This window comes from Bradyrhizobium sp. ORS 111 (assembly GCF_045571485.1).
In the GTDB taxonomy this organism is placed as follows: Bacteria; Pseudomonadota; Alphaproteobacteria; order Rhizobiales; family Xanthobacteraceae; genus Bradyrhizobium.
Map to the genome: position 1 here is coordinate 1,489,421 of NZ_CP120701.1, position 11,930 is coordinate 1,501,350.

Below are 11,930 nucleotides of genomic sequence, written 5' to 3' on the forward strand. Positions count from 1 at the left end.
GTGATTCGGAGCGCGACGAATGACGCGTCGCGTGGCACTGGGCTGTTCGCGCGCTATTTTCACAATGGCGATAACCAGGGTCCATCGAAGTCCTAGAACAGTCGCAGAAGCCGGGCAGGCAATCGTCTGTGCGGGTCTCGCGATCGAGGCCGAGATGGTCGGGCGCCATTTCAAAAAAGAGGCGTGGGGACCGGGCTCGGCTGACCTTTCGGAGTTCATTGAGCATGCTGCGGCTGACGGTTGTCGAGGTATAGTCAGCTATGGGGTCGCGGGTGCGCTGAGTCCCGACTTGCGATCCGGGGAAATCGTGGTCGGATCAGAGATCATTGCATCAACCGGAAGCATCATGACGGACGATGTCTGGTCGGCATGGCTGCTTTCGGCGATTCCAACCGCCGTGTACGGTCCCATTGTCGGAATCGATGTTCCCATACTGGCTTGTGCGTCACGAAGCGAACTGCAGCGTCAAACCGGTGCATTGATCGCCGACATGGAGTCTCACCTGATCGCCCGCCTGGCCGCGGCTAACTCGATGCGGTTCGTTGCGCTTCGTGTGGTAATCGACGCGGCCGGACGCAATGTCCCCCCGACAGCCCTTGCCTGCCTCTCGAGTGATGGCGAGACCAGTCGATGGCAGCTCAGTTGTTCATTGCTTGGGCGGCCTTCTGACACACTTGATGTCATCAAGCTCTCCGCGGACTGGTGGTTGGCTCGTAAAGCTCTTCGTGACTGCTCTGAGGTCCTTGGTTCCAGCGTCCGAGCAATTCAACTCTAGAGAAACTTCGTCGATCCGAGCATGATTATGAGTACGTCCGCAAACTTGTTGCTCACGGGCGCCACTGGCTTTGTTGGATCCGCCGTGCTTCGCGCGCTGCTGGGTAATGGTTTCCATGTCAGGGTTCTAATGCGCCGAAACAGTCGATATCGGGACCTTAATGTGCGCGGCGTGGAGTATGTCGAAGGTGATTTGAGAGACCGCTCCTCCCTCCGGCCGGCTTGTGCCGGATGTCGATGTTTGTTTCACGTCGCAGCTGACTACAGACTCTCACTATGGAACAGCGCAGAGATTCTCGCGACCAATGTCACAGGTACGAGAAACCTCATGGAGGAGGCACTGCGCAGCGGCATCGAGCGCATCGTCTACACGAGCAGCGTGGCGACGCTGAGCCCTCAACACGGTGGCGTGCCAGCTGACGAGGCGGCGAGTATGTCGGCTGGGGCGGCAATTGGCGCCTACAAACAAAGCAAAATAATCGCCGAACAACTGGTCGTCGATATGGTCCGAAAGAACGGGCTGCCCGCGGTCATCGTCAATCCGTCCACCCCGATCGGTCCGCGCGATATCAAGCCAACTCCGACCGGAAAAATCGTGCTTGCCGCCGCAACCGGGCGGATTCCCGCCTACGTTGATACTGGATTGAACATTGTGCACGTTGACGACGTCGCGCGCGGACATCTCGCAGCGCTCCAGCGAGGCAGGATCGGCGAGCGCTACATTCTCGGGGGCGAGAACGTCCCGTTCTCCCAGCTGCTCGCCGAGATCGCGGCGTCGGTCGGACGGCGGTGCCCATCGATTCGAATTCCATGGTATGGCGCGGTGCCGGCCGCGTTGGCAGGCGAGATGGCCGCTTATCTCACGGGCAATGAGCCGCTCGCGACCTGGGCGGGCATTCGCCTTGCACGGTATAAGATGTTCTTTACGTCTGAAAAAGCTGAACGTGAGCTTGGATATCGCGCGCGGCCACACGTGGAGGCCGTGAACGATGCGATTTCGTGGTTCGGTAGCCACGGTTATTTGCGGTCATCTGCCGTCGGGCCGAAGCTCGGGCGCTTCCGCACGCCACTCGGCTGATATGCAGATGCTGCGCCGGCGCGAGCGCCGTAACGCTTCAAGAGCTCGGCGCGGCGAAGGTAGACCGGCACGCGATCGCGTCGGAGGGACTTAATTCGAAACGCCGCCGGGTTGTGAGAGACCACGATCAGCGCGACCAGGATATTTTCGCCGATCACGTGCAATCCTTCCGCAATCGAGCAGCCGCGCGGGGCACAGAGCGCGTGGACAAAGCCATATCGTTTCGCAACATGAGCGACGCGGTCGGTCTGCTCGGTCGAGCCGAACATCATTTTCCCACCGACCGCTGTTACGTCCTCAAGAGCGGGATTGCCTACAATAAAGGCCGCAAGCTCTTCGAGGGATGTCTCGAAATCCCGACACATCCGTCGGGACCAGCCGAGTGTTGGACCCTGGATTGGATACGGGGGAATATGCTCATTCCAGAGATGGAGATTGAACAGACGGCTGCCGGCACAAAGGTGCGTTCCATCCGCCAGAGCGATGTCGCGGCTGACCGCCGAAAGTTGCAATCGGAAGAGGCAGTGGGGGCATTGGCTGTACTCGAATATTCCCTGCCGCGCGCGAAGCGCGCTGTCGATGATCGAAACAAGGGGAGTCAAGATCATCATGCCCTCACCGCTCGTCCGTTCGGTCAGTCCTTTCGCAAGGGAAGTCCGCTCGCTGGCTCGTCGTAGAGCGCTGAGAGCGTTGCCTTGATGATGAGTGCGACTGGAACTGCGATGATTATTCCGACGACGCCGAACAGTGTGCCTCCGGCCAGGAAACAGAAAATGACAAGCGCGGGATGCACCCGGCTAGCCGCACCAAGCACGACGGGCCCAAATAACTGATCGATCAAAAGTCGCAGCGCTGTGAGGTAGACTGCGTATCCAATAATCGCCGAGAACTCTGAATTGTGTTGAATAGCCACGAGGCCGGCAAGGGTTGCTGCTATCGCTGGGCCAAGGACCGGCACCGCCTCCAGGAGCCCGGTGATCAGGGCAAGGAACACAGCATGTGGAACTCCAAGCAGAAGCCCTAGGCCGGCATAGGCGAAAGCGGCGGCGAAACACACGACTGCGACGACCCCGATGAAGTAACGTCTCAGCACCGGATCGACCTGCACCAGAATGTGGTCCTCGATCAATGGCCGTTCACCGGGCGGAACGAGCCATAGCAGCCCTTGAACGATCGACGGGCCGCTAACCATAAAGAAGAATAGCAGAACCAGCGTTAGCAGGAAGCCGAACCCGGCAACAAAGACGCTTCCCGCGATCACCGAGAGTACCCGCGCATTGCCGATCCAGTTGCGAACGGCCTGATCGATCCCGGCTGCCAGTTGGTGTGAATCCATTGGCTGACCGAGCAAGTTGACTGTGTCACCGTCGATCAGCGCTGCGGCCAGGCGGTTGAGCGTTCCCTGAAGGTCGGTGGCGGTATGTGTCATCTCGCGAGCCAGGGGCGGAATTCCGAGCAAGCCAATGACCGCGCCGAATGCTAGAATCACCAGGAATGCGACGACCGAAACTAACAGACGAGGCAGGTGAGCCCTGGCGCTTGCCCAGGCAATTGCGGGTGCACAGATGTAGCTGATCACCCCGGCAAGGACGAAGGGAATCAGCACCAGTTGCAATTCGTAGACGGTAACTGCCGTCGCCGTGATGATGAAAAGCACCGTTCCGGTCGAGATCCGGCTGACATGTTCGTGGTCGGCTTGCGGCCGCGTGCGGAGAGCTCGCTGGTTCACGGATAGCTCCGGCCTTTCCAGATGATGTCGCCGCGCCAGTGACGACGAACGCTGTCGAGGGTAAGACATCCCCCAACTGCGTAGCCGAGCGGAAAGATCAGGCCATACCAGAACGGGGTACAAAAATATAATGCGCCTGCAATATGCAGGGCCGCTGCGGCTGCTGTGCCGGTAACGGCGGGAACCAGCGCTACGCAATCCAACGCATGCCCGCTGGCGCAGCGAACGCCGTCCATGATCGGAAGCAGGAAGCTAACTGGTGGCAGCATGAGCGCGAGCAGTGCAGTGACGAACGCAGCGGTAGGCCCACCCAGCATTTCGACCGCATTCTTCGAAAAGCCCATCCACAGGCTTTTCCAACCCGTGTACATCCGGGCGGTCAAGAGAAGCCTGCCGTCCTGTAACAAAACGCGGCCGCCGGATTTCTTGATGAGCCGAGCCAGCTCGAGATCCTCACAAATGGCGTCGTGGACGGCGGCATGACCGCCGGCCAATTCGTAGGCACGTCGATGCACCAGCATGAATTGCCCGTTCGCGGTGACCCGATTGCTGTGCGGCGACTGAACGATCTTGAGGTCTTGGCGGAAGGCCATCAGGAACAGTCCGCATGGTATGATGAGACGTTCGGGGAAGCTGCCCAGCTGCTGACGGGGCGCCAGCGACAAAAGTGCTAGTTGCTGCGAGCGAGCCGCCGTTACCGCGCTGCCGATGAGTCCTGGCTCGGCTTGAACATCCGCGTCGATGAAACAAAGCCAATCATCCTCGGGACACGACATTCGTACGCCGATCCAGCAGGCGTGCGGCTTTCCGTACCAGCGCGGTGGCAACGGCGGACACCTGATGACCTTGAGGCTTCGAGTTCTGGCTGCAAAGGAATGGCCTGTGGCGAACGTATCGTCGGTGGAATTGTCGTCGACGACGACAATATGGAGCCGATCCTGCCGGTAGTTCTGACGGAGCAAGCTGTGGAGACAGCGCGGAAGGTTATCGGACTCGTTTCTTGCTGGAACGATGACCGATACGTTCGGTGGGTCGCGAATGGCGCGCGCCACAGGGTAGAGCACAGGCAGTAAGCCGCGTTGGCCATGAGCGCGGAGGATCAACCAGAACACGAGTATCATCCAACCGAAGGATAGGGCGATTTCCATTGCTCACCGGCGGTATCTTTCGCATCAATCGGGAGCAGACGAATAGGTTCCTGTTCGGCGCTCGGGCTCGCCCGGCAGCTCGGTGGCTTGGCCGAGGCCGTCGCGAACATATAGCTTCTTGATTGCAACGAAAGCGATGACGGTGATTGGCGCAGCGAATATGATGCCTATCATGCCAAATATTTCCGTGACCGCCACAATGCTCAGAAGCAACACAGCAGGGGGAAGAAATACCAGCCTATGTTGGACCATTGGGACGATCAGATTACTTTCGAGCTGATGGATGATGATGTACGCCGCGATGGTCCAAAGTGCAGGGTACAGTCCGCCGGTCACGGCCACTAGGATAGCCGGGATCGACGATATCAGTGGTCCGATGTAGGGGACGAATTCTGCAAGACCGGCAATCGCGCCTAACCCAAGCGGCGAGGGGAGACCAATGATCCAGACGGCAACTGTCGTGACTGTTCCGATCACGCACATCTGGATGGCTTGACCGAGCAGCCACAAGCGTAGTGCCCGGCCGACGTCGTCGATGGTTTGCTCGACCATCGGTCGCCACCTCGGCGGAAATAGCTGGGCGGCTCCCCTGCGATACATGGTCGGCCGGACTGCCAGATAAACGCCCGCGGCGACGGCGAGGATCGTAGCCTCCAGCAAACGCGCGCTCACTGTTACGAAGCTCCCGAGGAAGCCGGTGAGAGAAAAGCCGCCGCCACTGAGATGGGACAATAGAGCGCGGCCGAGCTGGGACCGCTGGAGTCCATCGGAGATTGTTTTCGTTGCAGTGTCTGCGCGACTGAACACATCTTGTAGTTCGGCAGTCAGCTGAGTTCCAAACAAATAGGCGCTGCCGGCGACCGCAAGAAAAATGAGCAGCCCAGCGATCGCCAAAGCGGGTCCTTCGGGGAGCCGACACCATCTCACCAATGGCTCGCTGACGAGCTGCAACAGCATCGCCACAAGGAGCGCGCCGATGAGTACAAGAAGAAAATCTCGCAGATACCAGACCAGAAGCGGAAGCGGCGCGAGCGCGATCACAACGACTGTTCGCTTCACGAATTCGAGCGTCGTGGTCTTCATCGCGCCATCGTAATGATCTCAGATGTGTCCAGGTATTCAACCGGGGAAGACGAGTGGACGTTCCTGTGGCAGTATGGTGGCGTCGCCACGCGGAAGCTGCGGCCGAGGATCAGAGTACGAGATGGCGTTCAGTTCAGGACAACGTCAAGCACTGCGGCATAATGGCAAGTGACTCCGACCAGTACGAGTAAGTGCCAGATTGCGTTCTGGAAGCGCAGATTTCGCCAGATGTGGAAAATCACGCCAACCGTAAGGATCGTACCTCCGGCCAACAATAAGTGGCTCGCCTCTGGTGGTATCATTGCAGCCTTGCTTTTCCGGAGAATGAAGGCACTCCAACCCAAGGCGACATATACGCCGATCGACAAACGGTCGAGACGCCCGGGCCAGACAAGTTTGACGGCAATCCCCAAAGCAGCCACGCTCCAAACTCCGACCAGAAGCGGTAGCGCGTTCGCCCTCAGGTTTAGAGCAAAGAACGTGTAGGTGGCGGCGATGAGCACATATATCGCCGAATGGTCGAACCGTCGCAGTCGCCACTTTGCAGGACAAACCGGCCATAAATTGTAGGCGGCGGACAGAGTGAGCATCAAGAGCAGACCTGTAATGTAGACCGACGTTGCTACGACATCCCTAAATCCTCCATGAGCGGCTACACGCGTGAGAAGAACGGCCGAGGCAGCGAAACCCAGGCACAGTCCGATGACGTGAACCGTGAGATCGGCGATCGTCTCGGTCCGGGTGTAGTCCCAGGGTATAGCGCCGGGTTCGCTGTAAATCGGGACCCGCGTCTCGGTCGCCTGAACGCCACTCGTCGACATTGTCATTGCGGACTCGTTTCGCGGAAACATCAGCGCGCAACTTGCGATCGGTCTCACCAAGGGGCGGACTGTGCGTCGTTCGCCTTTCGAAAAAAGCCGTATTAAACGGAACGTTCCTCTCTTGCGGCGTTGGCGATCTGTCATACGCGAGTGAGACTCGACAGCGAGGCTTTCGAGACTGCCGTGCCGACATCCACGATGCGCGCTTCACAGTATCGATAGGAACTTTCGCCGCTCGCCCGTCGTTCCAAAGTCCATCTGGACCTGGACGCAATGGGATGTGCTCCTCATCCATTGGCGTGCCGCTCTGGTCACTTGATCACAACTGCTGACGACGTCGGAACTGGCCGAGGAGGTCAATGAGTCTGTCGAGATCGCTGATCGGCGCGGCAGCCTTGTGCCGCGCGCTTGGTGGTTGCAGGGCCAGCGGCTGTGGATGCGATCAAACGCGCAAGGCGCCTGCCGGATTTGAGGGCATCGTGGAGAAGAGGAGCGTCCGAATCGCTACGGTCATTTCCGGCTATTGTTCATCTCCTGTGCCAGCTCGAGATGATGCTGAAGCGCCGGCAGGGTCTTGCCGGCCCAGTCTTTCAGTTTCGGATCGTCGCCGCTCTTCGAATAGCGCTCAAACAGGGAGACTGCATCCTTGTGCGCATTGACCTGCATTGGGTCATATTCACTGGCGAAGTCCGCCGGTTTGGTATTGCGCAGTCGATCGAGCTTCTTCTCAGAGCTGTCATCCAGGCCTGTCGCCAAAGCGGACTTGTTCTCTCCGTCGACGAGTTGTTTCAGCTCCTGGCTCGTTTTTGTGTGATCGGTGATCATTTGTTCAGCGAACTTCTCTCTGTCGGATTGCCCTTCTGTTGGGCGACTTTCGCGGCCTCGATCTCCAGAATGTCGCTCGTCGTGGCCTCTTTGATGAAGTCCGCCGTCTTCGGCGCCACGCCGAGGACGGAATTGACGCCAGTCTTCTCACCCACGGACTGCGCGAGCGCGGTCGAGGTCAGGAGGCCAGCGGCAGCGATCGCCATAACGGTTCGTCTCATCGGTTGCCTCCTCATGCAGCTTTGGCGTTGAGCGCAGTGACGGCGAGCTTCGTGAGCGCGTCATCCGTCTTCTTTTCCTCGGCCAGCGTTTGGTCGATCAGCTTGACGGCATCGTTCATGCTCAGCTTGGTTGCCCAGGCCTTCAACGTTCCGTAGCGCGCAATCTCGTAGTGCTCGACCGCTTGTGCCGCGGCGAGGAGACCGGGATCGAGCGCCGGCGTATCGGCATAGTCTTCCATCACGTCCTTGCCCTCCTCGATAATCCCCTCGATGGCGTCACATTTCTTGCCGCGTGCCGGCTTGCCCATTAGTTCGAAGATTTGCTCGAGCCTCTCGATATGTGTCTCGGTCTCATCGTGATGTTTCTCGAACGCTCCACGCAGATCATCGGAGGCGGCTGCCTTGGCCATGCGCGGCAGCGCCTTATAGATCTGCTTTTCGGCGTAGTAGATGTCTTTCAGGGTATCGAGGAAGAGTGCGCTGAGATCTTGATGGGGCATGGGGTTGCTCCGCGGTTCGGGATAGCGAATGCTGCCCAACCCGCGCGGGGCAGGCAGGTTCCTATTCCGCCCATTCGCGAGCGTCGCCTGCGAATCCGCGAGGCAACAGCGTCGCGGAACGAAGCGCTCTCAGGCCGGTTGGTTGGATGGTTTTTTGTTTCGATGGAGAAGTTGCGATGGACTGGAATCGGGTTGAAGGCAATTGGAAACAAGTGAGGGGCAAGGTCAAGGAGCAGTGGGGCAAGCTGACGGACGATGATCTTGATATAATTGCAGGCAAGCAGGACCAGCTCGAAGGCCGCCTGCAGCAACGCTATGGGTACGCGAAGGATAAGGCCAGCAAGGAAGTGAACGACTGGTACGGTCGCCAGAAGTGGTGACTCTGTCGACCTGAGCGTCGCTGGACCCGGCCGTCTGCGAGATATGCGACGGAGGGAAGCGCGAACTGCTCGGACACATTGCTAGATCTCTGCTGCGGCCCCCGGGTCGCTATCTCAGGCGAAAGTGTCATGCCGATCATGGTTCGATCGACCAAAGCCGATATAGGGATCGTGCGCGGTATCTCGCGAAAGACGGCTGGCTCGACCGAGCGGGCCGCGTCGACCGTAACGTGAGCTATGGGACGGCTCCCCAGTTCACCCGGCCCCAATGCGGTTCATCTCTGCATCGACATGCAGCGCCTGTTCGAACCGGGTGCGCCTTGGGCGACGCCGTGGATGGAGCGTGTTCTCCCGCGTGCCATAGCGCTGACGCGACATTGCGCTTGTCGCACAGTATTCACGCGCTTCATTCCGCCGCGTTCAAAGCACGACGCACACGGGATTTGGCGAACCTATTACGAGAAATGGGAATGCGTCACCGGCGAACACCTCGATCCGGCACTGATCGAGCTCATGCCCGCACTCGCGGCGAGTGCCGTGAACGCGACGGTCATCGACCGAAGCACCTACAGCGCGTTCGGCAATGGGCGCCTGCGGACTTACCTCGAAGCGCATCGGGTAGATACACTCGTAATATCGGGCGGCGAAACGGATGTCTGCGTGCTGGCGACCGTACTTGCCGCTATTGACCACGGTTATCGGGTCATTCTCGCGGCGGACGCGCTGTGCAGTTCATCGGACCAAAGCCATAGCGCCTCGTTGCAGCTATATCGAGAGCGCTTCAGCATCCAGATCGAGCTAGCTTCGACTGCCGATCTTATTCGTATCTGGCCATCGCCATAGGGGACCAGGTCTCGCACGGGAACGGGTGGTGGCGCGGAGCGGCTCTCGATAACGGCGTCATGCCCGCAAGGGGCGGGTCGCATCTCGGACACCGCAGCCGACGGAGGAGCAGTCCGCCCCTGCCGTCAGAAAGGTTGCTACGCCCGGCCTGGTGCCGATAGATCGGACAGGAACATTCCAAATCGACCGCAATTATCCGCCTCGGGGAGGAAGCGGTGGAGGAGATCAAATGAACCAGCTGATCTATCTGATTGGCCTGATCGTGGTGATAATGGCCATTCTTTCGTTTTTTGGTTTGCGGTGAGGGAAGCGATCATGACGAGCGAAGCTCCCGCACTCGTCGAAGACGAGGCAGCGACACTGCCAGTTCAAATTCGATATCTGCAGTGGACACCTATTATCGCTGGCGCATTTGCGGCAGCGGCATTTGCATTCGTTCTGATGACATTTGGAGTCACCATCGGTCTCGGCGTTAGCTCAGCATCGCCAACTTGGCGAGACGCATCGGCCGCGCTATCGCTGCTCTCCGGTCTCTATTTGATCTTGCTCGCAATCGCCAGTTTCGGCCTCGGCGGCTACCTTGCGGGTCGTGTTCGCGATGGTGTTGGAGCCGAGCCAAATTCGGACATGGAAACGCGCGATGGCCTTCATGGCCTGACAACGTGGGCGCTCGCGGTCCTCCTTGGCGCCATCGTGATGGGGATGGTGAGCCCAGCTGCGGTCACCGGTCCCTCTTCATCACGCATCGCCGGGAGTACCACCTCCGCCGAACCACTCCTGAGTTACGAGCTCGATCGACTTCTGCGCTCGCCGCATCGGCTTCCGAATGCCGACATGAGTGTCGGACGCGCCGAGGCCGGCCGAATTCTGATGACTGGATCGAGCCGGCATGGCGTGAACGGGGATGATCGAGCGCATCTCATACAGCAGGTCCAGACCCTGACTGGCCTTGCGGCTGTCGACGCCGAGAGGCGCGTCGATCAGGCAATTGCGAGTTCCAGGAGTACGATCGCCCACGCCCGCCATAGCATGGTCATTCTGGCATTTTCGGTGGCGGTTGCCACCCTGCTCGGAGCCGTGGGTGCCTGGGTTGCGGCGGTTGCCGGCGGTCGGCACCGCGACGGCGCGCCGCTTCCGGAATGGATGGTTCTACCGACCGGGGCGAGCCACAAATGATGAGGTGGTAGCCGAACTCAGGCTTGGCGCCGACCGCCACCAACACGAGATGATGAGGCCGTGCTCGCGATAGTTCAGCGGTGGCGCACCGAAGTGACCTCCCGCGCACTTCGAAAGGAACATGATTTCCGCTTGGGCGGTGACGCGACGCAGTAAGGAAAGTGCCAACCACCGGCCGACATACGACGGCATTGGCGGCCGCGGAGCAGATTCCGCCCTCGATTTTCGACGACCAACAAGGAACGGCCGCAGCAAGCGCCGGTTGGTTGAACGAACCTTCGGAGCCTCATCATGACGCGTTACCCAAAGCCACCCTTTCCGTCCCAGACACAGCCGATGCCGGGCTCAACCGTCGAGATGAACCCCAGGCCTGACCACGGAGAGCAGAGCTACCGGGGAGCCGGCAGGCTTGCGGGAAAAAGAGCGATCATCACGGGCGGAGATAGTGGTATCGGACGCGCAGTCGCGATAGCGTTTGCGCGCGAGGGAGCTGATCTGGCAATCGCATATCTTTGCGAGGATGAAGACGCTGCGGAGGTCAAAGCAATAGTCGAAGGCGAGGGGCGCAAGATCGTCCTTATTCCTGGCGACGTCCGCAGCGCCGATCATTGTCGCTCAATAGTTCGGCGCACCGTCGACGAGCTAGGGGGTCTGGATATCCTCGTCAACAACGCCGCTCACCAGGCAACTTTCAAGGACATTGGCCAGATCAGCGACGAAGAGTGGCAGAAAACGTTTGAGACGAACATTCACGCCATGTTCTATTTGACGAAAGCGGCCGTGCCCCACATGAAACCCGGCAGCGCGATCATCAATACCGCGTCCGTGAACTCCGATATGCCAAACCCTATCTTGCTTGCCTACGCCACCACCAAGGGGGCAATCCAGAACTTTACCGGCGGGCTGGCTCAAATGCTGGCCGAAAGAGGAATCCGGGTCAACGCCGTTGCTCCAGGACCGATCTGGACGCCGCTCATACCATCCACCATGCCGGAACGCGCGGTCACGACGTTCGGCGAGCAGGTGCCGATGAAGCGCGCCGGGCAGCCGGCTGAACTCGCAACGGCCTACGTGATGCTGGCCGATCCTCTTTCGAGCTACACTTCAGGAGCCACCATCCCGGTCACCGGCGGTAAACCCTTCATGTAAGGCAGCTACGGTACTGAAATGCGAGCGCGCTGCATCGCAGCGGCCTTCGCGATCGCGTTTTCCCCGAAAGCCAACATCCTGGTGGCGTTCATATCCATAGGGTGTCGGCCGCCTGGCTGCACAGCGAGCGTCTCGGGACATGCATCAAGCTGTCCGCGGCTGCCGCGCCACCGCGGTTCCGGTGGCACGGGCGCCAGTGCGCC

General features: G+C 59.6%; 12 protein-coding genes and 1 pseudogene. 6 read left to right on the plus strand and 7 right to left on the minus strand.

The window, feature by feature from the left end; genetic code table 11:
* Positions 1–19 precede the first annotated feature (19 nt).
* Positions 20–775, plus strand: coding sequence for a hypothetical protein (locus P6U30_RS06935; protein WP_407150600.1), 756 nt, complete (start codon positions 20–22; stop codon positions 773–775).
* Between the two features lie 27 nt (positions 776–802).
* Positions 803–1,852, plus strand: a complete 1,050-nt coding sequence (hpnA, locus tag P6U30_RS06940) for a hopanoid-associated sugar epimerase (RefSeq protein WP_407170383.1) — start codon at positions 803–805, stop codon at positions 1,850–1,852.
* Here hpnA and P6U30_RS06945 read toward each other — a convergent pair.
* The 7 genes and pseudogenes from P6U30_RS06945 to P6U30_RS06975 form a co-directional block, all read right to left on the minus strand.
* Positions 1,792–2,463 (minus strand): YkoP family protein, encoded by a 672-nt coding sequence (locus P6U30_RS06945; protein WP_407168710.1) that lies wholly within the window; start codon positions 2,461–2,463, stop codon positions 1,792–1,794. The genes hpnA and P6U30_RS06945 overlap by 61 nt on opposite strands.
* Positions 2,464–2,486: 23 nt before the next feature.
* The gene (locus tag P6U30_RS06950; protein WP_407168711.1) at positions 2,487–3,581 is read right to left on the minus strand and encodes an AI-2E family transporter; all 1,095 of its coding nucleotides are present in this window, start codon (positions 3,579–3,581) and stop codon (positions 2,487–2,489) included.
* On the minus strand, positions 3,578–4,693 hold the full coding sequence (locus tag P6U30_RS06955; RefSeq protein ID WP_407150604.1) for a glycosyltransferase: 1,116 nt from the start codon (positions 4,691–4,693) through the stop codon (positions 3,578–3,580). Before P6U30_RS06955 ends, P6U30_RS06950 begins: the two co-directional genes overlap by 4 nt.
* Positions 4,694–4,753: 60 nt before the next feature.
* The gene (locus tag P6U30_RS06960; RefSeq protein WP_407150605.1) at positions 4,754–5,812 is read right to left on the minus strand and encodes an AI-2E family transporter; all 1,059 of its coding nucleotides are present in this window, start codon (positions 5,810–5,812) and stop codon (positions 4,754–4,756) included.
* A 128-nt stretch (positions 5,813–5,940) separates the two neighbouring features.
* Positions 5,941–6,633 carry a hemolysin III family protein gene (locus P6U30_RS06965; RefSeq protein WP_407170384.1) on the minus strand — a complete coding sequence of 231 codons (693 nt, stop codon included), beginning with the start codon at positions 6,631–6,633 and terminating at the stop codon, positions 5,941–5,943.
* Between the two features lie 510 nt (positions 6,634–7,143).
* Positions 7,144–7,679: pseudogene (locus tag P6U30_RS06970) on the minus strand (DUF4142 domain-containing protein).
* 11 nt (positions 7,680–7,690) lie between these two features.
* Positions 7,691–8,179, minus strand: coding sequence for a ferritin-like domain-containing protein (locus P6U30_RS06975; protein ID WP_407170385.1), 489 nt, complete (start codon positions 8,177–8,179; stop codon positions 7,691–7,693).
* Between the two features lie 176 nt (positions 8,180–8,355).
* Between P6U30_RS06975 and P6U30_RS06980 the strand changes: the two genes are divergently transcribed.
* From P6U30_RS06980 to P6U30_RS06995, 4 genes are all read left to right on the plus strand, one after another.
* Positions 8,356–8,559 (plus strand): CsbD family protein, encoded by a 204-nt coding sequence (locus tag P6U30_RS06980; protein WP_407150609.1) that lies wholly within the window; start codon positions 8,356–8,358, stop codon positions 8,557–8,559.
* A gap of 237 nt (positions 8,560–8,796) precedes the next feature.
* A complete protein-coding gene (locus tag P6U30_RS06985; protein WP_407150611.1) occupies positions 8,797–9,402 on the plus strand; it encodes a cysteine hydrolase family protein in 606 nt (201 codons plus the stop codon).
* A gap of 315 nt (positions 9,403–9,717) precedes the next feature.
* Positions 9,718–10,578 carry a hypothetical protein gene (locus P6U30_RS06990; RefSeq protein ID WP_407168712.1) on the plus strand — a complete coding sequence of 287 codons (861 nt, stop codon included), beginning with the start codon at positions 9,718–9,720 and terminating at the stop codon, positions 10,576–10,578.
* A 291-nt stretch (positions 10,579–10,869) separates the two neighbouring features.
* A complete protein-coding gene (locus P6U30_RS06995) occupies positions 10,870–11,727 on the plus strand; it encodes an SDR family oxidoreductase (protein WP_407150613.1) in 858 nt (285 codons plus the stop codon).
* Positions 11,728–11,930: the final 203 nt, after the last annotated feature.

Excerpts from the sequence above, each read along its gene's own strand:
- P6U30_RS06935 (WP_407150600.1), top strand. The coding sequence starts at position 20 with ATGACGCGTCGCGTGGCACTGGGCTGTTCGCGCGCTATTTTCACAATG.
- hpnA (WP_407170383.1), top strand. The coding sequence starts at position 803 with ATGAGTACGTCCGCAAACTTGTTGCTCACGGGCGCCACTGGCTTTGTT.
- P6U30_RS06945 (WP_407168710.1), bottom strand. The coding sequence starts at position 2,463 with ATGATGATCTTGACTCCCCTTGTTTCGATCATCGACAGCGCGCTTCGC.
- P6U30_RS06960 (WP_407150605.1), bottom strand. The coding sequence starts at position 5,812 with ATGAAGACCACGACGCTCGAATTCGTGAAGCGAACAGTCGTTGTGATC.
- P6U30_RS06965 (WP_407170384.1), bottom strand. The coding sequence starts at position 6,633 with ATGTCGACGAGTGGCGTTCAGGCGACCGAGACGCGGGTCCCGATTTAC.
- P6U30_RS06975 (WP_407170385.1), bottom strand. The coding sequence starts at position 8,179 with ATGCCCCATCAAGATCTCAGCGCACTCTTCCTCGATACCCTGAAAGAC.
- P6U30_RS06980 (WP_407150609.1), top strand. The coding sequence starts at position 8,356 with ATGGACTGGAATCGGGTTGAAGGCAATTGGAAACAAGTGAGGGGCAAG.
- P6U30_RS06985 (WP_407150611.1), top strand. The coding sequence starts at position 8,797 with ATGGGACGGCTCCCCAGTTCACCCGGCCCCAATGCGGTTCATCTCTGC.
- P6U30_RS06990 (WP_407168712.1), top strand. The coding sequence starts at position 9,718 with ATGACGAGCGAAGCTCCCGCACTCGTCGAAGACGAGGCAGCGACACTG.
- P6U30_RS06995 (WP_407150613.1), top strand. The coding sequence starts at position 10,870 with ATGACGCGTTACCCAAAGCCACCCTTTCCGTCCCAGACACAGCCGATG.